General features: G+C 66.4%; 11 protein-coding genes. 10 read left to right on the forward strand and 1 reads right to left on the reverse strand.

What is annotated here, in order from left to right; genetic code table 11:
- The first annotated feature begins 283 nt into the window (after window positions 1-283).
- The 7 genes from ABT340_RS17520 to ABT340_RS17550 all read left to right on the forward strand — a co-directional run bounded on the left by ABT340_RS17520 (window position 284) and on the right by ABT340_RS17550 (window position 18,596).
- Window positions 284-6,403: a hypothetical protein gene (locus ABT340_RS17520; protein ID WP_352011781.1), complete on the forward strand. Its 6,120-nt coding sequence runs from the start codon at window positions 284-286 to the stop codon at window positions 6,401-6,403.
- Window positions 6,400-8,451 (forward strand): MBL fold metallo-hydrolase, encoded by a 2,052-nt coding sequence (locus ABT340_RS17525; protein WP_352011782.1) that lies wholly within the window; start codon window positions 6,400-6,402, stop codon window positions 8,449-8,451. Before ABT340_RS17520 ends, ABT340_RS17525 begins: the two co-directional genes overlap by 4 nt.
- 246 nt (window positions 8,452-8,697) lie before the next feature.
- A complete protein-coding gene (locus ABT340_RS17530; RefSeq protein ID WP_352011783.1) occupies window positions 8,698-10,560 on the forward strand; it encodes an HsdM family class I SAM-dependent methyltransferase in 1,863 nt (620 codons plus the stop codon).
- Between the two features lie 129 nt (window positions 10,561-10,689).
- Complete coding sequence (locus ABT340_RS17535; protein WP_352011784.1) at window positions 10,690-12,864, forward strand: hypothetical protein; 2,175 nt, start codon at window positions 10,690-10,692, stop codon at window positions 12,862-12,864.
- 271 nt (window positions 12,865-13,135) lie between these two features.
- The gene (locus tag ABT340_RS17540; protein WP_352011785.1) at window positions 13,136-15,154 is read left to right on the forward strand and encodes a type I restriction-modification system subunit M; all 2,019 of its coding nucleotides are present in this window, start codon (window positions 13,136-13,138) and stop codon (window positions 15,152-15,154) included.
- Entirely contained in the window at window positions 15,151-16,446 is a 1,296-nt protein-coding gene (locus ABT340_RS17545; protein WP_352011786.1) for a restriction endonuclease subunit S, read from the forward strand. Before ABT340_RS17540 ends, ABT340_RS17545 begins: the two co-directional genes overlap by 4 nt.
- Window positions 16,447-16,487: 41 nt before the next feature.
- Window positions 16,488-18,596: an AIPR family protein gene (locus ABT340_RS17550; RefSeq protein ID WP_352011787.1), complete on the forward strand. Its 2,109-nt coding sequence runs from the start codon at window positions 16,488-16,490 to the stop codon at window positions 18,594-18,596.
- A gap of 3 nt (window positions 18,597-18,599) precedes the next feature.
- Here the strand turns inward: ABT340_RS17550 and ABT340_RS17555 are convergent, their stop codons facing one another.
- Entirely contained in the window at window positions 18,600-19,061 is a 462-nt protein-coding gene (locus tag ABT340_RS17555) for an ATP-binding protein (RefSeq protein ID WP_352011788.1), read from the reverse strand.
- A gap of 133 nt (window positions 19,062-19,194) precedes the next feature.
- Between ABT340_RS17555 and ABT340_RS17560 the strand changes: the two genes are divergently transcribed.
- From ABT340_RS17560 to ABT340_RS17570, 3 genes are all read left to right on the forward strand, one after another.
- Window positions 19,195-19,974 carry a helix-turn-helix domain-containing protein gene (locus ABT340_RS17560; RefSeq protein ID WP_352011789.1) on the forward strand — a complete coding sequence of 260 codons (780 nt, stop codon included), beginning with the start codon at window positions 19,195-19,197 and terminating at the stop codon, window positions 19,972-19,974.
- Window positions 19,965-20,186 carry a DUF397 domain-containing protein gene (locus ABT340_RS17565; RefSeq protein ID WP_352011790.1) on the forward strand — a complete coding sequence of 74 codons (222 nt, stop codon included), beginning with the start codon at window positions 19,965-19,967 and terminating at the stop codon, window positions 20,184-20,186. The genes ABT340_RS17560 and ABT340_RS17565 overlap by 10 nt, the downstream gene beginning before the upstream one ends.
- Before the next feature lie 254 nt (window positions 20,187-20,440).
- A complete protein-coding gene (locus tag ABT340_RS17570) occupies window positions 20,441-23,587 on the forward strand; it encodes a type I restriction endonuclease subunit R (RefSeq protein WP_352011791.1) in 3,147 nt (1,048 codons plus the stop codon).
- Window positions 23,588-23,644: the final 57 nt, after the last annotated feature.

A 23,644-nucleotide genomic window follows, 5' to 3' on the forward strand; every position in this document is an offset into this window, starting at 1 on the left:
AACCCGATGGTGATGCCTTCTCGCTCGAGGCACTCTGGCGCGAACCGGAACGACGGGGCCGCTGCCGCTCCTTGAGTGAACTGGCGTGAGTCGCATGCAGTAATTTTGTGATTCAAGTTCACAGTCAAACTGTCGCTTATTGAAGTTAAGATGCTTCTGATATACCTTCCTGTACACGGAAGCCGTCGCTGGGTGAACAGGCGCGTCTCTGGTCGCACAGAGCGGGCTCCGGTCAGACAAACCATCCGTCCTGGGCCTTCGGCGTGCTCCGCCGGAGATGGAGGTGGCCTGGATCGTGAAGCGGATCCGTTGCCGGTGCGGCGACTCCGAACACCCGGCCCCGCTGGGGTCGCTCTCGCGTTTCGACTGTTTTCGGCATGTGGACCGGGTGCTGGCGGGCGCCACGGTCAGGGTGACCGCCGAGGACTTCCTGGCAGCCGTCGGGCATTACCCTCCAGAGGGACGGCAGGCGATCTTCCGTCTGGTGGGGCTGCCCAGCCTGAAGGTGATAACCCCGTCGGCCGCAGCGAACCTCGTCGGCATGTTGCGCGGTTCGGATATCACGCGGTCAAGGCTCGTCGACGCCCTGAGCAGGTTGGTCACGTGGGCCTTCGAAAACCGCGACGACCTGTCCGCTGAAGACTGCGTCCTCCTGCTGAACGCGGAGACCGCGGAGAAGGTGCTGGTGGAGGCCGGCTACATCGGGACGGCGCTGCAGAGGACGGCGCCGTTGCCCGCGAACCTGGTCGACCTCATCCTCGCAGACGTCCTCCGCAGGGACCTGCCGCTCTCCGCCGTCGCCCTGGGCATGCTGGTCCCCTCGGCTCACAGGCTGGGAGCCGAGGCCGAAACGGTCGTCAGGGAACTGTGGCGGCAGGCCCGGGACGAGACGTCCGACCTGCCGGAGACCCCAGCCGGAGCCGACGTCCTGTGCGAGCTCGCCCTGACGCCCCCGCCGGCGTCCCCGCCCGGTGCCGTCACCGTCGAAGAGGAAGGCGGGCAGATGCCCGAGGAGCACCTGATCGGCCCTTCCGTCCCCGACCTCCGCCACTCCCTGCGGCGGCTCGAAGAGCACTTCGCGGCGGCCGCTGAGGCGGCCGGGCGCGTGCACGGAGATCTGTCCGGTGGGGTACGGCCCTCTGACGCGGACGTCGACACGATCGTGCAGGCCCTGGACGGGTTCGACGAGGTGAGGGAACGGCTCCGGGACGCGGGCGCGGCGGAGATCACGGGGACCACGCTGGCCGGACTGGGGAACACCCTCGACCAGGTCGAGGACAGGCGGGTTCGGGCCGAACGTGTGGGCGCCCTGGCGGGTCTGCGGGGACCGGATCTTCTCGACGAACTGCTAGACGAGGTCCGCGAAGCCGCCGCGAAGGGGCCTTCGGCCGGGCTTGAGGCTCTGGTGGAGCTGATCGAATTGTCCGCCGACCCGGACGCGGTGCTGCTCGCCGACGACCCTGAGGAGTCCGCCAGGAGGGAGCTGCCCTCGCGGTGGCAGCCGGTGATCCGGGCGGCCCTGGGCGGACGTCTGAGGCTGGAACCACCGACCGGCGACGCCCTCCCCGCGAAGGTCGCGACCGTGGAGGCGCAGGAGGACAGGCCGGGGCCGGACGACGAAGGAGGGGCCGAGCCTTCCCCCGCCCCCGACGACGAACCCCCTCCGGGAGACACTACGGCCGATCCGGAGGAGACGCGGGAGCCGGATCTGGCGAGCCTGGACAGCATGCTGGAGAGCAGGTTCGGCCTCCGGTCCGAGACGAGCGTGGTTCAGCCCGCGTCGTCCACGGCGCCGAAGCACTCGGTGACCGCGGACCCGGAACCGCCCCGGGCCGCGCGGATCGTCGTCCCCGGACCTCCGCTCACCGAGAACCCCGAGAAGGCGTCCGAAAACTCCACGGAGGCGCCCGGGAACCCTGACGGGACGCCCGGGAGGTGTGGCCCGGAGGAGGTCGCGGCGCTTCACGCGCGGCGTTTCGGTCTCGCGGCCTGGATTCGCGCGGCCGAGGGGCGTCCGGAGTCTGAGATCGCCGCACGACGGTGTGCCGCGCTGGCCGCTGACATGAGCGCGTTCGCCGGGCGGCTCTCCGCGGCATTCGCCGAGACGGCCCAGCGGATCGTGGCCGATGACCTGGCCGACGACTCCGCAGGCCGCCTCCTCGCCTGGGCGGCGTCGATCCGTGCGGGACTCGTCCACCCCACCCACGCATCCGAGCGCCTGGTGGAGGAGCTGGCCTCGACGGTCCTGGGGTATCCGGCCATGACCGCGTGCGGGGAGGCCTTCCGGCAGGCACTGCGCTCCGGTGTCTACCTCGTTCCTGGGCTCTCCGGCCAGATGCGCGACTCGGCGCGGGCTGAACGCGACCACGAACGCACGGTCGTCGCGTGCGCGCGCCTGCTTGAGGAGGGGCCGCACCGGAACATCAAGTTCGCCGCGGCCACCGTGGTGTGGAAGTCGCTCATCCAGCCGGACGGAGCCGTGGGCGATCTGGTCGGAGTCGCGGCCCGAGACGATGTCCGCCTCCTGGAGGAGACCGTCCAGAAGCTGGACGGGCTGCGTACGGCCGGCAGGATCGACCGTCTGATCGACGCCGAGGCGAAACGCTCGTCGGGCTCCCGAAAGACCAAGATCATCGCAGGGGCTCGGGCCAAGCTGGTCGAGATGGTCGAGGAGTCCCTGGATCTCGTTGCGGACTGGGCCAATGCCGTTCGGGGAGTCCAGATCCGGCGTGGCAACGGGGCGAACGAATGGCCGTCACAGGAGCTGTCGAAGCTCCGGGCGGCGGTCGGCCCGCACAGGGCGAATCTCGCCAAGGAGTTCAGCGCTCTGGCGAAGGCGGGAGATCCCGTGCTGGCGGCCGCCGCTGCGGGAGCGGCGCATCTGATCACCGACACACTTCACCTGCTTGACGGTGAGGCGCTGAGCGAGACGGAACCGACGGTGGCCACAGTGCTCAACCAGGACCTTCTTCTCGCCCCCGAGGTGAGGCTCGACCCTGGGACCCTGCGTCCCAGGGAGACTCCGGCACCGGAGACGCTGGCCCGGCTCGCGACAGCGGACGCCCCCGACTGGAAGAAGGCCTTCGAGGCCCGGGCTGCCCTTGGCGACCACGAGGGGACACGCGCGGTGGTGACGGCGGTCGAGCGACAGGACCCGGAACTCGCGACGGAGCTGCGAGCGCGCAGGAAGAAGCTCGTCGAGGAAGCGCGGGAGAGCAGGGACGAGCGAATCGAGGCGCTCAGGGACCTACTGGCCGACCGGCGCAGGAAGGGGGTGTTCACCGAGGCCGACGCGAGGAGGATGACCGGCAGGTTGCAGGCCCTGGCAGAGCCAGGACGGGAGGACTTCGGCGTTGTCGCGGAGAGCGCCCAGGAGGTAGAGGCCGAGATGGAGGCGGTCTACGTCGCGCGGATCGCAGAAGAGGAGGCTCGACTGGAGGAGAAGAGTGCCAAGCACCCTGACGTGCGAGAAGCGGCGCCCCGCATCAGGGAGCGTCTTGCCAGGGGCGAGCTGACGACAGCCCGCGAGTATCTGGTCCAGGCGGAGGCGAGCATGTCGTTGCCTACCGACCAGGGGTCCTTTGACCACTTCAGTCGTTTCTTTCCGAGTTTCCCCCAGGCCTTCGAGAACATGTCCATCCTCTCCTCGGGAGGGCGGGCCATGAAGCGGGAGAGCGACGAGTGGGTCAGGAACCTGCTGGAGGCCATCCGGAGCGGGCGGGACGTCGCCGACCCGGAGCTGCACAGTGTCATCTCGGGAGCGGGGCTCGATCTCCAGGCATTGCCCGCCGGGCGGCGTGAGGAGGTGAGAAACGGGCTGCGCCTGTGGAAATCTCTGGCTGAGGGGCCCAAGTCCGCCGGCAACCTGAAGGGCGCGATCGAGGCCGTGCTGCGAATGATCGGACTGGAGGGTCGGCAGGAGCCGGGAGAGACGGCGCAGAACCGGCTGTGGGTGACTCTGAACGAGGTTCGGACGGGTGACGCGCTGCTTCCGGCGTTTGGCTCGAAGATGAGCCCGTCGGGAGACAGTCTGCGGCTGCTGTTCGTCTGGCGCAGGCCTGGGCCGCAGCAACTGATCGAGTGGCTCAGGGACGAGCCCCCGGACCAGGCCGTCCTGGTGTTCTACTTCGGGGTGCTGTCACCGGGGCAGCGGGAGCAGCTGGCAACCGCCGCTCGCAGGCGCCCCCGGCCTGCCACGATGATGATCGACGACGCCGCGGTCAGCTACCTCGCCGCGCTGCCCGAGGCGAGCTGGACGGCCGTGGTCAGCCTGCTCGCGCCGTTCAGCGCGGCCAACCCCTACGCCCCCACCGGGGACGTGCCGATGGAGATGTTCTACGGCCGCGACGCCCAACTGGAGAGCGTGATCAGCGGCTCGGGCTCGTCGATCGTGTACGGCGGGCGTCAACTCGGCAAGTCGGCGCTGCTGCGGGAGGCCGAGCGGAGCCTCCGCAGAAGTGACCCCGACCGTGTTGTGATCCTGGAGACCATCCAGGAGATAGGGAAGATCTCTCAGGAGAGCGCGCTGTGGCCACGGCTGGCAGGCAGGCTCGCCGAGGCCGGAGTGCTTCCCCAGTCGGGGGCGGTGATGAAGGACCGGGGAGACATCTGCCAGGCGGTCAGGCGGTGGATCGAGCGCGATCTCACCAGGCAGGTGCTGATCCTGCTCGACGAGGCCGATGCCTTCCTCAACCAGGATGCCGCCAACGCGAAGTTCACCAACGTCGAGGCTCTGCGCGACCTCATGCAGAGTACCAACGGACGGGTCAAGGTGGTCTTCGCCGGACTCCATCAGACCGCCAGGTTCCAGAGCCTGTCCAACCAGCCGCTGCCGCACCTGGGCACGCCGATCCCCATCGGTCCGCTGGACCCGCAGGACGCCTTCGACCTGCTCACCCGACCCCTCATGGCGCTGGGTTTCCGCTTCCCGGACACCCTGGCGGCCCGTGTCATCGCCGAGGCGAACAACGCCCCCGCGCACATCCAGCTTTTCGCCGAGGCCCTGCTGCGGCGGCTGCGCCGGATGCCGGTCCACGGCGGGGGCCTGCCATACGAGATCACCTCCGAGGACGTGACCGCGGTCTGGCGCGACAAGGCGCTCACGGTCGGGTTCAAGGACCGGTTCGAGTGGACGCTGGACCTGGACAAGCGCTACAAGGTGATCGCCTACGCGGTCGCCTTCCACGCGCTGTCGAACGGCATGGACGCGACCATCGGGGTGCAGAAGCTGCAGGAGGACTGCCACACCTGGTGGTCCGAGGGCTTCGAGGGGTGCACGGGTGACGGCTTCCGCGGCCTGCTTGAGGAGTGCGTCAACCTCGGAGTGCTCTCCTCGGACGCCGGAGGGTACCGCCTGCGCACCCCTCACATCCTCACTCTGTTGGGCGGGGCGGAGGAGGTCTACGCCGTGCTTGACAAGGCCGAGGAGTTCGAGCGGCCGGACTCCTTCGACGCGCACTCCTACCGTGCCCCCTACCGCAACGGCCCGGACCGCTCCCCGCTCACCGGGGCCCAGGTGACCCGGCTGCTGAGCCACCGGGACAGTCTCCACCTCATCACCGGCTCCCCGGCACTCCACCTCGAACGTGTCGGCGCGGCGCTGGAGGAGGAGGCCGGACGGCAGCACGTCGCCCAGGTGTGGCGGGCGGGCAGGGAGTACACCTTCGAGGGTGCGGTCCAGCGGGCCAGGGACAGCGGCGGACACGGCGTCGTGGTCGTGGATCTGTCCGGGCGCTCGCGGGAGCAGGCATCCGGGGTCCTCAGGACGGCGGTGAACGCCCTGTCGCAGGGAGGCGGTGGGACGCTGGCGCTGGCGTTGCTGGCATCCCCCGAGCTGATTCCCCTCTGGCTCAGCACGGGTATGGACACGGACGACCTGTCACACCTTGTCTGGATCATGGAGCTACGGCGTTACGGAGAGGCGGACGTACGCCAGTGGATGAACGACGTCGATCTCGGTTATCGCAGTCCGGCCGGTCAGGAGGCGTTGCTGTGGTGTACCGGCGGATGGCCGATCCTGATCAGCAAGGTTATCGAGGGCGGACCTGTCGACCGTGACGACGCGCTCGAACGCTGCCGTGAGTGGACCCGAGCCAACGCCGAGGAGTTTGTCAGTTCGACCGGCGTGCTCAGGGACGCCACACTCGGCTGGGCCTGGCGGCAGGTGATCGACGTAGGACCTGCTCGGCCGGACGAACTGGCCGAGTATTTGGAGGAGATGGCCGGTGGCGAGACGGCGGGTACGGCGCGCCGGGACCGTCTTCGTGCTGACGGATATTCCTCCTGGGCCGCCACGGTCGAGGCGCTTCGCCTGCTTGGCGCACTGGAGCCCAGAGCCGACGGCACCTTCACCTGCGAGCCGGTCCTGGCTGAGGCGACCGGATGGCTGGATACCCGCTCGTGACAACCGATCTGCTCGCTTCGTTGCTGCACGCGGCGGCGGAGGCCGTTCTCAGCCGCCCCACGATGGCCGGGTACACGGGCGGAGCTGAGAGGTTCGCCGCCGACCACAGGGCCGCGCTACTCGACATGCTGGCCCAGTCGGACGATCTGCGGCGGCTCTGCCGTGAGCGACTGCGGATTCCGCGTTCGCGGCAGGCTGAGTGGGATTTCGCCGGACTTCTCCTCCACACCGACCCGGAGGTCCGGGCTGCAGCGGTCAGACTCGCGGAGATGGTGGGCGGTAGACAGGCCGATGCGACCGTCGACCGTAGGCTCCGCCGCCTGCACGACAGGAACAAGCAGCTACAGGAGAAGCTGCGGACGGCCACGGGGAAGCGGGACAACGCCCTGGCCGATGTGAAGGCACATCGGCAGACGGCGCGTGAGGCGGTGGAACGGGCCGAACGGCTCGACGCCGAGCTCTCCGCGACGCGGCGGCGCTTGCGTGACCCCGTGTCCACGGCGTCGGCGCTGCTGGCGCTGCTACAAGAGGAACCACCGGAGCCCGAGGGCGACTCGCAGAGCCGTGATCCGCGCCTGTGGCGGCAGCCGCCTCCGGCTCCCGCCCCCTCCCTGCTGGAGACGACGGCGCGGCTCGCCGGAATCACCCCCGAGTCGTTCGTCCGCGTACTTCGGGCGCTGATCGAACCTCCGAAGCCGCCTCCCACGGCCACGGTCGCCGTCTCCGGGGAACGTGACCTCAGGGTCGTGCCGCTCGGGGGAGGCACGGGCATCGGCGGCTCCTGCCTGCTGGTCGAGGCCGGAGGCACCCGCGTGCTCGTTGACGCCGGTCTCGTCCCAGGAGACCCGCCCAGGCCGCCCGCGGACATCGCACGTGCGCTGGACGGCCCCCTGCACGCCGTCGTGGTGACGCACGCCCACAACGACCACTGTGGATACGTCCCGGCGCTGGCCGACCGGCTGCCGGACCTGCGGATCATCGCCACGCCAGAGACCGTTCAGCTGATGCCCGCCATGTGGCTCGACTCGGTGAAGATCATGGATCAACGGCGGCGGTTGGCCGGCACCTGGGGCGGGGACACCGAGCCTCTCTACCCTCGTGAGGCGATCGACGAGGCGGCGCTGCGCTGTGAGGAGCTGGCCTTCGGCGTGCCGCGGCGGGTCGGGGACCTGACGGTCGAGCTGTTCCCCGCGGGCCACATCCTGGGAGCGGCGGGGGTCGTGGTGCGGGCAGGGGAGTCCCGTGTCGCCGTCACGGGCGACATCTCAGGTTTCCGGCAGAAGAGCGTCGACGGCTACGCCGTCCCCGAGTCGGCCCGCTACGCCGACCTGCTGGTCATGGAGTCCACCTGCTGTACGGAGGACCACCGCGACCGGGACGGCCTGGTCGGTGAGCTCGTCAGGGCCGTTGAGGGAATCTACGCTCAGGGGGGCCGGGTGCTCATCCCGGCGTTCGCGCTCGGCCGGGCGCAGGAGCTGGCCCTCGTCATGCGAAGCCACCTCCCGCATGTGCCGGTCCTGGTCGACGGTATGGCCGCCGACATCAGCAGGTCGTTTGAGGCCGTGACCGCGGACGGTCCCCACCCGCTGTCGATCTTCGGCGGCAACGTCGGCCGCGCCAGGCCCGGCGACATGGACAGGTTCACCCGCGGAGTGGTGATCAGCACCTCGGGAATGCTCTCCGGAGGGCCCGCCGTACGGTGGGCGGCGAAGATCCTCCCTGATCCGAGGAGCGCCCTGTTCCTGTCCGGCTACCAGGACGAGGAGTCGCCGGGCAGGAGACTCCTGGCCTCGGTTCAGAGTGTCTCCCCCCACCTGGTCGTCGACGACATGGGTGAGGAGCGGAGGATCCCGGTCAGGGCGCGGGTGGATCTGATGAGGCTGTCCGCGCACGCGGACAGGCGCGGGCTGCTGGAGATCGCCGACGAGGTGTCGGCACGCGAGGTGATGCTGGTCCACGGGGCGGCCAGGCGCCAGACGGAGTTCCGCGAGGTTCTGCGGCTTCGGCGGCACACTACGACGGCGACGAGAGACTGGAGAGTGAGCTGACGCCTTGTCTCCCGTCAGGCGGTTCGGGTGAGCCCGGCCGTTCCTCCGGAACGGGAGGGCCACTACGGGGCGTCACCGGGACCTGGCTTTCAGGGAGGGATTCCCCCAGGTCAGCGCATTATATGCGTGAATGATGTTCACGTGACGAACGCCGGTGGTCGACGCACAGTCAACGTCTGCGATATCTTGACGTCCACATATGTCCGTCCGAGGGGGCGGAAGGTCCATTCGGGGAGTGCGGGGCCGATGATGGCAGGAGACGAGGCGACCGTCACCGCGGCCGACATCGCGCGGATGGCGGGGGTCGGCCGCGCGGCGGTGAGCAACTGGCGCAAGCGGCACGAGGACTTCCCCGAGCCCGTCGGGGGTACGGCGACCAGCCCGGCGTTCTCCCTCCAGGCCGTTGAGACGTGGTTGCTTGAGCAGGGCAAGGTGGAGGAACTGCCGCTGCGGGAACGCGTCTGGCAACAGATCCGTGCCGTCTCCGACGATCTCCGGCTCGGTGAGAGCGTCGCCGAGGCCACCGAACTGCTGCACCATGGCGGAAAGCCCCACACGCTCCCCGCTTCCGTGTGGAGGCTCGTCCGAAAATACGCGCAGCAGGAGGGAGACGCCGAGGCCGTCCGCTTCCTGCTGGACCGCTATGCCGACGTCCACTCCCGCAGGTTGGCCGAAACCCCCGTCGAGGTCGCCGACCTCATGGCGCGATTGATCGGGCCGGACGTCCGATCGGTCTTCGACCCGGCCTGCGGGCTCGGGGTTCTCCTCGCCGCGGTGCGCGGCGTGGAACACGCCTACGGTCAGGAACAAGAAGACTCCCTCGCAAGGCTGGCCCAGTCACGCCTGACGTTGAGCGTGGTGGACAGCACCGTCAAAACGGGCGACTCTCTGCGTGAGGATGCCTGGCCCGGCCTAACCGTCGACGCGGTCGTGTGTCACCCACCCTTCAACGAGCGCAACTGGGGATACGACGACCTCACGAGTGACCCGCGTTGGGAGTACGGCCTGCCGCCCAAGACGGAGTCCGAGCTGGCCTGGGTCCAGCACGCACTCGCCCACCTGGAACCGGGCGGAATCGCGGTGCTGCTCATGCCCGCGACGGTGGCCAACCGCCGCTCTGGCCGTCGCATCCGCAGCAACCTCCTGCGCAGCGGGACGCTCCAGGCCGTCATCGGCCTCCCCCCGAAGGCGGCTTCGGGCACCGGGCTCCCCGTGCACGTCTGGGTGCTCCGCAAACCGTCGGGTGACGGCCGTACCCCGTCCCGGGTACTGATGGCCGAGACCGATCCCGGCGACGCCGACGCGACCGTCGAGCGCTGGCACGAGTTCCGGGCGGACCCGGAGCTTGACGTCGACCGGCCCGGCGAGAGCCGTACGGTTCCGATCATCGACCTGGTCGACGAGGACGTCGACGTGACCCCGGCCCGTCACCTGGGGACGCGGGCGGTTCCGGCCGACACCTATCCTCTCCTGCGTGAGCGCCTGGCCGGACGGCTCGGACGGCTCTCCACCCTGTTGCCCGAGGCCATGGCGGGGACGGGCAGGGAGTTGCCGACGGTCGGCCTGGCGGAGCTTGAGCGGGTCGGAGCGCTGACCGTCCAGCAGGCCGGGCGGTTCGAGATCGACGGGGTGGGCGACTCCGTGCTGACCGATCGGCACCTGTTCGACGGGGAACCGGCGGACGCCACCCGCACCCAGCCCGAGGGCCGGATCACCGTCAAACCCGGAGACGTGGTCGTCGCCGCCAGGGGGAACAGTCTGGCGACCCTGGTCGTCGAGACTCCGGGCCTGCTGCTCGGCCCCAGGCTCGTCCTGCTTAGGCCGGATCCGGACCGGCTCGACCCGTTCTTCCTCGCGGGGTTCGTCCGGACGCTGTCCTCCGCCGCGACGGTCGGCACACAGTCGGGCGCGACACGCTTCGACCCCCGCCGCGCCCAGGTGCCGCGCCTGTCGCCGGGGGAGCAGAGACGATATGGAGAGGTGTTCCGGCAGATCTTCGCCTTCGAGGCCGAGCTCAGGGAGCTGAGCGCGTCCGGCCGTTCGACGGTGGCCGCGCTGTTTCACGGCCTCACCCATGGAACACTCACCCCACCTGAACCGATCTCCTAGGGAAGAGCCGTCGTTTCCCTGTTCGGTCGCCTGTCACGGCGTTAGGATTCGGCGATCTGTCGCAAACTCCGGAGTTTGCGGAGTTTGCGGTATCACCTTCATCCCCGCACGTGGCTCCTGAGAGGTCCTGTGGCGTTGGACAACCGGAAGGTTCAAACGGCAGTTCTTGGTGACCCGGGATCAGGTCACCCTCTTTCCCTGCCTGAGGATCATCACTACGCCGAGCCGTATCTCAGGAAATACAAGGGGGAGACCTTCTGGTGCGGTGAATGGCTCGGTGGATGCGGCTGGCAACTTTCCGGCAAGATCTACAAGGACAGAGTGTGTCACTTCGCGCATTACCCGGACAAGGACGGCAGGGCTCCCACATGTGAACGCAGACATGTCGGCGTGGACAGCGCCGACCACCTATACATCCACCGGGGGCTGAGCGGTGCGTTCAGCGGCGCTCGGTCACAGCGGTTCCAGGGAAACATGTCCGACGGACAGTGCACGGACCTGACCGTGAGCGAGCCAAAGGGAAGATCTCTGATCCGGGTCCAACTCGCCAACCTGACGCCGGAAAGGTGGATCGAGGCGGATCGGGCGCTTCGCCGGGGTGTCCGTGATGTCGAGTGGATGTTCGGGCCGAGAGCGACCCGCACCGCCAGGAACCTTGTCGACCGGAACGGATACGCCCTCCGGGTCAGATGCGACACGGAAGACGGCGAGCGGATCGTCAAGGTGGGAACCGAGACGCGAGACGGCAACCTCGTCTGGAACGATCTAAGCGAGTGCGAGATCTCCGAACGAGGGATCGTCACCCCCGTTCTCCAGGACGCACGGCGCGTTCAACTCGTCGAACCCCGCAAGCGAACTTCCGGCCCGATGGGTCTGCCCCTGCTGGCCGAGGCGGTGACAATCGTTCCTGAGACGGCGGTCATGAAGCCCGTCGGGGGGCCCGGCATCCCAGCGGGATCCCACTCGGTGGCCGCGAAGGCCGTCTCGGAGCCGACCGGACAGACGATGGCGGCCCGCGTGGTGCTGCCCGACGCCATGGACCTGCTGGTCGGCGGTCTCTATGGGCTGGTCGGTCCGGCGGTGGCCAATGCGGCATGGTACGAAGGCGAATCCAGAATCGTCTGGACCATCTACGCGCAGGGTCTCACCTCGCTCGCCTCTGAGAAGCCCCAAGCGCCGACCGAACCCGCTTCCCCGTCCGCCGACGTGGTGACCACGGTTCGTACCGTCAGCAAGCGCACGATCTCGCGGGACGAAGAATGGGTCCGCGCCAGTCTCATACCGCCGATCAGGCAAATCCGCAAGGCACAGGCGGTCCAGGACGTTGAGGAGGTAGCGCGCTTGCTCAGGGAGGTGAACCGCCTTTTCACCGTGGATGACAGGGCCACGTTGTTGGCATTGCCGGCATTTCGCCTCAGACGGCAGGAACTCAACGAGGTGAAGCGATGGGTCGCCGCCCGGAGGAGCGCACAAGCGAAAGGCCTTCCGCCGGCCGCCAGCCAGATAGAGAGTGCGACCGCACGAACGGCGACACCGCCTCCTGAGAAGCGGGCTGCCGGTTCGCTCCGGCAGGCGCACCGGAACGAGCGAAGTACGATCAACACTCTGCTGAACCGGATGGGGAGAGCCAGAAAGGAAAGAGATTCTGTTGCGATGGCCAACTTGATCTTCGAAGCCAGGAAGACGACGGCTGTGGCTTCGGATCTCGAAGGCGTGCGCAAGCAGATCGAAAAATACGAGGAATGGCTGAAGAGGTTCTCGGCCTGGAACGCTGCCGCCGGCCGGTCCCCGGCAGTCAGCGCTGTGAAGCACGAATCCGACTCACGAAAAACCGACGTGTCTGGTGCCAAGGAACGGCGGACGCCCACACCGAGGTCGGAGGAGAACAGGGCGGTAGAACGTCGGGAAGATCTCCTCAGGCCGGCGAGCACGATTGATCTGGTAAATGGCATGCGGCACTTTCTGATCGGCGTCGCGTGGAAACAGACGACCATCGACTGGGTGCACATCTTGAAGCGGCTGGGCGGCCCTGTCTTCCGGAACCCCATTGACTGGACCGCCGTGCTCGTCGCCGTGGACACACCGGCCGCTGACGTCATCCCGATGTTGTCGGCGCTCATCACGCTGCCTGACGGAAGGGCGGATCCAGTGTTCCGTCAGGTACTGAAGGGGCTTGGCTTCCAGGTTCCACAGACCGAACAGGTGCTTCAGATGGTGTGGGAGAGGGAGGTGGAACGTGCGCACGCCCGCTATGCCAACCCGTCCCGGTCGATGCCTCCGCGTTTGGTGCCACGACAGGTCTGACGTTCGATGGGCGGGTCCAGGCCAAGGTTTGGCATCTGTGAATTGAAGCCACAAAGGAAATGATGGTTGCTGTTGTCTGCGTGCGGGATGCGGTAGTCTTGGGCGTACGGGCTTTCCAGGCGTTCGGCAGAGGCGTTCCCCTGTCCCAATGGGTGGGCGGTGCTGTGACCATATCCACTGTGGCCTGGGAAGTTTCTCTGTCTGTCGCGCCAGCCGGTCGCGGTTGGCGAAGATGGGGAGCGCGAGTTATTGGAAACACGGAGGGACGACGGTGAGCGGTAACCACCAGAAGTACGCGGACTTCATCTGGTCGGTGGCCGACCTGCTGCGCGGTGACTATCGGCAGTCGGAGTACGGCAAGGTCATCCTGCCCTTCACCGTGCTGCGCCGGATCGACTGTGTGTTGGAACCGACCAAGCAGGCCGTGCTCGCCGAGGCGGAGAAGCTCAAGAGCGGGTCTCTGCCGCCCAGGTTGGTCGAGATCAAGCTGAGGAACGCCTCGGAGGCGAGCTTCTACAACACCAGCCTCCTCGATCTGGGGAAGGTGAGCGCCGACTCCGAGAACGTGGCCAAGAACCTGCGCGCCTATATCGGGGGCTTCTCTCCGGGCGCCGTCGAGGTGCTGGACAAATATCGCTTCGACGAGCAGATCACCCGCCTGGACGAGGCCGGACTGCTCTACCTGGTGCTGTCGAAGTTCGCCGCCATCGACCTGCACCCGGATGTAGTCGACAACCACCAGATGGGCTACGTCTTCGAGGAGCTGATCCGGAAGTTCTCCGAGATCTCCAACGAGACGGCCGGTGAGCACTTCACCCCGCGCGAGGTCATCCAGCTGATGGTCAATCTGCTGATGTCTCCCGACGACCAGGACGTGATGACACCCGGCATCGTCCGGACCGTCTACGATCCGGCCTGCGGCACCGGTGGCATCCTCAGCGCGGCAGAGGAGTACATCAAGGGATACAACGCCAAGGCCACGGTCAAGGTCTCGGGCCAGGAGCTCAACCCGGAGTCGTGGGCGATCTGCCGCTCCGACATGATGCTCAAGGGCCAGGACCCTTCGAAGATCGCCTTCGGTAACTCCTTCACCCAGGACGGTCACCCCGATGGCAGGTTCGACTACCTGATGGCCAACCCGCCGTTCGGCGTGGAGTGGAAGAAGGTCCAGACGCAGATCGAGGACGAGCGCGACAACCTGGGCTGGGCGGGCCGGTTCGGCGCGGGCACTCCTCGCATCAACGACGGCTCGTTCCTCTTCCTCCAGCACATGATCTCCAAGATGAAGCCGGTCGAGCAGGGCGGCTCCCGCATCGCGATCGTCTTCAACGGCTCCCCGCTGTTCACCGGCGCGGCCGGATCGGGGGAGTCGGAGATCCGCCGCTGGATCCTGGAGAACGACTGGCTTGAGGCCGTCGTCGCCCTGCCCGACCAGCTCTTCTACAACACCGGCATCTCCACCTACTTCTGGATCCTGTCCAACCGCAAGGCCGCCGCCCTGAAGGACAGGGTGATCCTGCTCGACGCCCGCGCCTCCTGGACCAAGATGCGCAAATCTCTCGGCGACAAGCGCAAGCTCATCCCCGAGGACCAGATCACCGAGCTGACCGCGATCTACAAGAACGCGCTCGCCATCGCGGCGGACTCCGAGCACGAGCACCACGCCAAGGTGAAGGTCTTCCCCCGCCACGCCTTCGGCTACCAGCGCATCACCGTGGAACGCCCGCTCCGCCAGCGCTTCGAGGTCACGGACCTGACCGCCGAGGCGGTGGGGGAGGCCAAGGCGGTTGCCAAGTTCGCCCAGCGTGACGCGCTGCTCGCCGCTCTTGGCTCCCTGGTCGGTACGGCCTGCGGCACGAAGTTGGAGTTCGCCGGCAAGCTGGATGCGGCTTTGGCCGAGCACGGGCTGAGCAAGCTGCCCGCCCCGGTGGAGAAGGCCGTCTGGACGGAGGTCGCGGTCAGCGACCCCGAAGGACAACTCCAGACCGACCGGAAGAACAACCCGCTGCCGGACGCCGACCTTCGGGACAACGAGAACGTGCCGTTGACGTCGATGAACTCCACCCCTGCGGAGCGGGAGGCGGAGATCGAGGAGTACATGAGGCGCGAGGTCCTGCCGCACGTGCCGGACGCCTGGGTGGACCACTCCAAGACCAAACTCGGCTTTGAGATTCCGTTCACGAGGTACTTCTATGTGTACACGCCGCCTCGTCCGCTGGAGGAGATCGACGCTGAGCTCAAGGAGCTTGAGGCCGAGATTCAGAAGCTCCTGGGTGAGGTAACCAGGTGAGCTGGACACGTACTTCTCTCCGAGGGGTGGCCGAAGTCGCTCTGGGACGTCAGCGAGCCCCTCAACACGCTGATGGGCCGCACATGGTCCCTTATTTGAGGGCGGCTAATGTCAAGGATGGTGAGCTGGCGCTCGACGATGTGATGTCAATGAACTTCACTCCGCAGGAGCAGAAAACTTTCTCTCTGATTCCTGGGGACGTACTGGTAACTGAGGGAAGTGGCAGCCTGTCGTCAGTCGGTGCGGCCGCAGTTTGGGCTGGCGAGATAGGCGGAGCGGTCTGCTTTCAGAACACTCTTCTCAGGTTGCGGCCACGTCAAGGAGTGACCGATGGAAGATTCCTCGGATGGTGGGCGCGATCAGCGTTTGGGTCGGGCCTGTTTGCTTCTATTGCAACAGGCGCGAACATTTACCATGTAAGCGCCGAGCGAGTTAGGTCACTTCCTGTCGAATTGCCATCGCTGGAAGAGCAGCGGCGCATTGCTGATTTCCTTGATGACAAGGTAGCGCAGATCGAAAAAATCCAAAAAGTGCGAAGAGAGTCTCGTGCGCTTATTGTCGAGCGCCGCATCGTGCTTGTTGACGCGCTTGTCCGAGGCGCTTTGGATTCCGATAGAGTTAATGCGGATTTTTTTCCGCTTGGGGAGATCTCTAGCCGTTGGCGGCAAGGGCGTTTGCGTAACGTAGAGTGTGAGGTTCAGACCGGCCCATTCGGGAGTCAGCTACATGCTGAAGACTATGTTGACGACGGCTGGCCTGTGATCAATCCGGCAAACATCACGCCGGATGGCCTGATTTCCCTGCCAGGCATGGCGGTGGGAGAAAAAATCAGGATGCGTCTCTCGCGCCATATATTACGAGAGGACGATGTGGTTTTCGGCCGTAGGGGGGAACTTGGGCGAACAGGAATCGTCACATCGCGAGAAGCGGGATGGGTTTGCGGTACGGGATCACTTCGTGTTCGTTTCAAGAATGACGTCTTTGAAGCCGGTTACCTTAGCCGCTACTTGAGTATTCCTGCTATTCGTCATTACTTCGAGCTGCAATCAGTGGGAAGTACCATGGCAAATCTTAATACATCCATCCTGCTTTCCGTTCCCCTTCTGATGCCCGATCTCGATGAACAGCGGGAAATTGTAGAGAGGTGTCGGGCCGTGGAAGATGACTGTCGAAAGCTCGTGCAGGGAATTGAGCGCCAGCTTGAAATTCTTGTCGAACGAAAGCAGGCGCTTATCACGGCTGCAGTTACCGGGAATATTGATGTCACCACGGCGAGGGGAATGCGGGAGTGAGCCGTCCACCTGGTCAGCAGATGCCGAGGCAGGTGGCCCATGTGGCTGCCGCGATCAAGAGGGACTTCGCGGACCTGATCTCCATGGAGGATTTCCTCAAGAAAGACGCGGGAGAGAGGGAGTCGGCCTTTCTCTCTCGGGGACTCGCGGCGCTCTTCGCGCGGGACGTCACCGGCTGTGACAATGCGGCGGCGGCCGCCTGCGTCGTCGACGGCCGGGACGACTACGGTATCGACGCCGTCGCCATCATGGACGGAGCCCCGCAGATCTGGTTGATCCAGGCGAAGTGGAGCAACAAGGGCACTGCGGGCTTCGGTGTTGGAGAGGCGCTGAAGCTGGTCAACGGTCTCAAGCGGATCGACCAGCGGCAGTACGACCGGCTGAACGACCGTTTCTCCGCTCTCGCCGACCGCGTGAACGCCGTATTGGAAAACGCGCGCGCACGCATCACACTCCTCGTCGTGACGATGGGCCCCGGAGAGCTTTCCGCCGAGGCGGTCGAATGCTTCGAGGATGCCAAGAGTGAGTTCAACTCGCTCGGCGCCATGCTGGACTACGAGGTTCGCAACGCGGCGGACGCGTGGCAGATCGTTCGCAACGAACTGACCGACCAGGTCACGCTCCAGGCCAAGATGGCCAGCTGGCTCCGGGTCCAGGCTCCCTTCGAGGCATATCAGGGAAACGTTTCCGCCGATGAGGTCGCGCAGTGGTTCGGCGACCATCATGGAAGGCTGTTCGAGCAGAACATTCGCAAATCGCTGGGGCTCACCAAGGTCAACAACGAGATCGTCAGAACCCTCACGGAAAATCCCGACGCCTTCTGGTACTTCAACAACGGGATCACGGTCCTCTGCGACACGATCGAGGCCACGCCGTTCAGCAGGAGTGACCCTCGCGGGCCGGTGACTCTCAAACTGACCAACGCCAGCGTCGTCAACGGGGCACAGACCGTGGCCGCCGCCTATGAGGCGTCGAGAAAGAACCCCGACGCCTTGCTCGGCGCGCAGGTGAGCGTCAAGGTGATCTCCATCCAGGACTGCCCCGACGGGTTCGCCACGGACATCACGACCGCCACCAACACGCAGAACAGCGTGGAGCGTCGCGACTTCGTCACCTTGAAACCGGCTCAAGGGGAGATCCGGGACGACTTCCTGTTCCACCTACAGAAGACCTATGTTTTCAGGCGTGGTGAGTTGGACCCGCCCCCGGAGGCGGGATGCTCGATTGTGGAAGCCGCTTTCGCCCTCGCCTGCGCGCACAACGATTCCCGTCTGGCGGTCCGGATCAAGGTTGAGCCAGACGAGTTGTGGCAGGAGGGAACGCAGGGCATCTACACCCGGATCTTCCAGAAGCCCCCGCCTGTGCAGCAGATCTGGAGAGCGGTCCTCCTGCACCGGGTTATCAGGGAGGTGCTTCACAAGGCCGTCGCAGAGCGTCAGGGGCGTGCGGCCGGAGTCGCCGAGCACGGCGGCCTCCTCCTGGCGCACCTCGTCTTCCAGCACGTCGGCAAGAACCACTTCGACGACTCGGACGAGGAGTGGGCGGAGTTCGTCGCGGAGGCTCCTGGCATCGCGGTTGACCTCCTGAACCGGATGACTCACTACGTGGACGCGGAGTTCTCCACCACCTCCTTCATCAGAAGTACGTTCATGAACGAGGTCCGTTGTCGGGTCCTGGTCAAACGGGTGCTTGACGACATGGCGTCCAATACGCCGCTGCCAGTGGCTTCGAGGGAATATCTCCGACCGATCCCCAAAAAACCACGCAAGCCGAACGCGGTTTCTCTCCTTGTGGACGCCGCTCGCATCCCCGAAGGTGCCTCTCTCACATTCAAGACCGGCAGCGCCGTCGAGGCGGCCACTATGCAGGATTGGTTCGCGGAGAACCCCAGCCGTAAGCAGGCGACATGGGTCAACGAGAGGTCCAAGCCAATTCTTTGGGCGGCTGACGGCGAACGTTATTCGCCTTCCGGGCTCGTCACGCACATGTGGCGACTCGCGCAATGGGAGAACGCACCGGTTGCCGTTCAGGGCACACTCAGATGGGTGGTTCCAGGACAGGGCACCCTTGTGGAGCTGGCCGACGCCGTATGGAGGGAGCGAGAGGCCGACGATCAAGGAGAGCTGGAGTTGGAGAGCGAACCTCAATGACGTTCAGGGCCATGCGACGAGTTCGAACCAGACGGATTTGCCGTTGGGGTGGGGGAGCCAGCCCCAGTTGTGGGCGAGTTCCCTGACGACTGTGAGGCCCCTGCCGGAGATCTCCATGGGGGCCGCGTTCCTTGTTCGGGGGATCGCGCTTGAGGAGTCGCAGGTCTCGACCATCATCAGCTTTCCCTCCCTCATGACCGTGATGTGAACGGGAGGTGCGGTGGTGGGGCTCGTGGCGCCGTGCACGATGGTGTTGGTGACGATTTCCGAGGTGAGGAGTTCGGCGATTTCCGGAACGGCTTCCGCCGTGTTCCATTCAATGGCGATGCCTTGGACGAAGCGGCGAGCGGACGCCACGTTTCTCGCCTCGTGGGGAATACGCTTCTCGCCCAGCACGCAGAGGGCAGGGTCCACTATGTGGAGGCATCCGGTTTGTGCTGTGTACGCGTTGAGAATCTTTTCCATGGGGTTTCTCTTCCGCTCTCGATTTTGTATGTTCAGGATGCCGAGCGGCGACTACGATTGGTGATGAAACGATTACCAAGGTCGAGCTTTGGGATTCAAGGCGTCGTCGTTGAATTCCGGCAAGGGGGGCATCGTGGTCAACCTCTACACGCCTCAGGCGATATGGGGCAGGGAGTTGCGTCACTACCGGAAGGCGGCGGACCTTACTCAGGGGCAGCTGGCCGAGAAGGTCCACTTCAGCGAGTCCCTGATCAGTGGGGTCGAGACGGGGCAGCTCCCGGCCAGTCCGGAGTTCGCCGAGAAGTGTGACAGCGTCCTCGACACGGGTGGAGCGCTCCACCGCCTCCTCGACTGGAGGAAAGGACGGCAGATCCCTTCCTGGTTCGGGAGGTGGAGGGACAAGGAGCAAGAAGCGATCGCGCTACGTGCCTACGAGCCGCTGGTTTTCCCTGGTCTGCTCCAGACCGAGGGCTATGCCTGGGTGCTGCTCCACGGTAACGAGGCGGCGGTGGAGGCTCGCTTGGAGCGCCAGGCCATCCTCGTTCGTGAGGACCCTCGGCCCCCGGCCCTCCGGTGCGTCATCGACGAGGCGATTCTCTACCGCCTGATAGGGGGTGCCGAGGTGATGAGAAAGCAGCTGGAGCATCTGATCTCGGCGATCACCCCTCGGTTGAGTGTTCAGGTGATTCCGCAGGGGATGCATTCGGGCCTGATGGGAGGGTTCGCGATCGCGACGCTTGACGGAGGAAAGGACGTACTGTATGCCGAGACGGCGGTACGAGGCATCACCACCAGCGACGAGGAAGACGTCGCCGTGGCCGTGGAGCGTTTCGAGGCCATTCGGAGCGAAGCGTTGCCGATAAACATGTCTGTCGATCTCATCCAGAAAGCGGTAAAGGAAAAATGGACCTGAGCGACGCCAGGTGGGTCAAGTCAAGCCTCTCCGGCGACAATGGTGGGAACTGTGTTGAGGTCGCGGAGTTGAAGGGGACTACCGAGGGACGGGCCGACCTGGTCGCCGTGCGTGACTCCAAGGACCCCCAGGGCCCCAAGCTGTTCTTCGCCCCCGCGGAGTGGGACGCCTTCCTCAACAGCGTGAAGGCCGGCGAGTTCGGCGACCGATAATCCCGACGCCACCCCCGCCCCGGCCCTATGGCGAACCCCAGGGTCGGGGCGGCATCGGCTCCGGCTCCACGGGAACCGCAAGGCCCGGCCGGGAGAAGCGCCGGCTCTGACCCCAGCCCTGATCTCGGCCTCGGCCCCATGCTGATCCGACACGTCAGTCCGAACGGCCGTTTCCCCACGGCACGCCGTACCCTCCCGTCGGCTCGTCGCCGTATTTCGTAAGAACATCTCACCGCCCTCCAGGTGAAAGGAACGTGACCGTGGCCCCTGCGCACCACGAGAAGGTCTTCGAGGACGCCATCGTGTCGGCTCTTCGCGATAAGGGGGGATGGGTCCCGGGCTCCAACGACCTCTACGACCACACCCTGGGGCTGAACCCGACCGAGTTGCTGCACTTCGTGCAGGCGACCCAGCCGAAGGAGTGGAACCGGCTGGTCGTCGCGCAGGCCGGGGACGAGGCGGGGGCGGCCCGGCGGCTGGCCGACGTGGTGGCCAAGGCGATCGACGCCGACGGTGCCCTTGAGGTGCTGCGGCACGGGGTGAAGGACCGGGGCATCACGTTCCGGCTGGCCTACTTCCGGCCCGCGCACACCATCGCCGCCGACGCGCTGGAGCCGTACGACAAGAACATCCTCAGCGTGGTCCGTCAGTTCCGCTACTCGGCGAAGACGGCCGACACCCTCGACCTGGCGTTGTTCGTCAACGGCATTCCGGTCGCCACGGCCGAGCTGAAGAACCCGCTCACCGGGCAGACCGTCGAACACGCCAAGCGACAGTACCGCGAGGACCGTGACCCCAAGGAGTTGCTGTTCGCCCGGCGGGCACTGGTGCACTTCGCCGTCGACACGGAGCTCGTGTTCGTGACCACGCGGCTGGCCGGGAAGAAGACCCGGTTCCTGCCGTTCAACATGGGTAGCGGTGGGGCGGGCGAGAAGGGCGGCGCGGGCAACCCGCCGATCCCGCCGGAGGGCACCTACCGGACCGCCTACCTGTGGGAGCGGATCTGGCATCGCGACACCTGGATGGACCTGCTCAGGCGGTTCCTGCACGTCGACGACGAGGACGTCAAGAAGGGCAAGGGGCGCAGGCCGTCCCCGGGCAAGGCCCACCGGCTGCCGCTGATCTTCCCGCGCTACCACCAGTGGCACGCCGTCCAGAAGCTGACGGGCCACGCGAGAAAGCACGGGTCCGGGCACAACTACCTGGTGGAGCACTCGGCGGGCTCGGGCAAGTCGAACACGATCGCCTGGCTGGCGCACGCGCTGTCGAACCTGCACACCTCCGCCGACCTGGGCGACCTCGACGAGACAGCCCTGGCCAAGGGGTACGAACCGAACCAGCCGGTGTTCGACAAGGTCATCGTGATCACCGACCGGGTGGTCCTCGACCGGCAGCTCCAGGAGACGATCTACCAGTTCGAGCACACGCCGGGCGTGGTCCAGCGGATCGACCAGGACTCCGCCCAGCTCGCCGAGGCGCTGCAGGGGGAGACCGCGAAGGTCGTCATCACCACGCTGCAGAAGTTCCCGCACATCCTCCAGCAGGTCGAGGGGCTGCGCGGCCGGCGGTTCGCGGTGATCGTGGACGAGGCGCACTCGTCGCAGACGGGGGAGGGGGCCGCCGCCCTCAAGCGGGTGCTGCGCAGGCTCGGCAGCGACGACGTCGACGAGGACGGCAACCTGCTGACGGCGAGCGCGCTGGCCCGGGGCAGGCACGACAGCCTGTCGTACTTCGCGTTCACCGCCACCCCGAAGAACAAGACGATCACCCTCTTCGGCACCCCCGGCAAGGACGGCGGCAATCCGCGCGCCTTCCACACCTACTCGATGAGGCAGGCGATCGAGGAAGGCTTCATCCTCGACGTGCTGAGGAACTACGTCACCTACAAGACGCTCTGGCGGCTGATGAGCACCGAGCCCGACGACCGCGAGGTCGAAAAGCGCAAGGGGCAGGCGCTGCTCACCCGGTTCGCCCAGCTGCATCCGACGAGCATGGAGCAGCGGGCACAGATCATCGCGGAGCACTTCCGCAGGCACACCGCGCCCCAGATGGGCGGCCGGTCCAAGGCGATGGTGGTCACCCCCTCGCGGGAGCACGCCCTCAGGCTCGGCCAGGCGATCCGCGACTACGTGGCCGTTAACGACTACTCCGACTGCGGCACGTTGATCGCCTTCTCCCAGACGTTGAAGCTCAAGGACGAGCACGGGGTCGAGACGGAGTACACCGAGGCCAAGCTGAACGGCTTCGGGGAGCGGGAGCTACCAGAGCGGTTCGCCTACTGCCGGGCCGACGACACCTCGCCCAACGCCGCCGACAAGGCGGAGTACCGAATCCTGGTCGTCGCCGACAAGTACCAGACCGGGTTCGACCAGCCGCTGCTGACCACGATGTACGTCGACAAGAAGCTGGCGGGGGTGGCCGCGGTGCAGACGCTGTCGCGGCTGAACCGCACGCACCGGCTCAAGTCACAGGGCGACGTCTTCGTCCTCGACTTCGCCAACGAGGCCGAGGACATCCAGGCGGAGTTCCAGCCGTACTTCGAGGGCACCGCCGTCGAGGACGTCGACCCCAACCTGCTCTACACGCGGGCGGCGGCCGTACAGGGGCACGCGCTGCTGGTGGTGTCGGAGATGCAGGCCCTCGCCGAGGCGTACCTCCAGGCCGAGCGGAGCTCGGCGACGCAGCGGGACTGGGAGAAGGCGCACGCGGCGCTCTACCGCTTCACCGAGCCCGCCGTCGCGCGCTTCATCGAACGGCAGCGGGAGGACCTGGAGAACGACGACGACTCCGCCGAGAGCTTCCGCGCCGACCTGCGGTCCTACGTGCGGTTGTACGGGTTCCTGTCGCAGGTCGTGCCCTACACCGACGACGACCTGGAGCGGCTCTACCTGTTCGGCCGGTTCCTGCTGAACAGGCTGCCGCGCAGGGAGGACCCGGCCGTGGACGTCGGTGAGATCGACCTCACCCACCTGAGGATCAGCAAGACCGGCGAGCACGACATCAGCCTCAGCCCCACTCAGACGGGTGAGGTGACGCTTCCGGCCCCGTCCGGCGCCGGCGGCGGCGCGGCGGACGCCGAGATGACGTCGCTGCGCGCCCTGATCGCCTCGGTGAACGACAAGTACGGCCTGGGCCTGTCCGAGACCGACCAGATCTGGGTGGAGCAGCAGTTCGAGGAGGCCGCGCGCAACGACTCGCTCATCGCCGCCGCGCTGGTCAACGACGAGGCCAACTTCGGTGAGGTCTTCGCCGACCACCTGGAGAAGGTCGTGGTCGACCGGCACACCGGCAACACCGGCCTGGTGCAGCGCTTCTTCGACGAGTCACTGTTCCGCAGCCGGATCACCGACCTCGGGCGCAAGCAGGTCTACCGGATGATCCGCGAGGGCACGCTCGACTGATCTGGATCATTTGCCGCGTAACCGGTAGAACTGGGGGCCTCTCCCTACACGGACGGA

Source organism: Streptosporangium sp. NPDC000239, from assembly GCF_040300765.1.
Lineage (GTDB): Bacteria > Actinomycetota > Actinomycetes > Streptosporangiales > Streptosporangiaceae > Streptosporangium.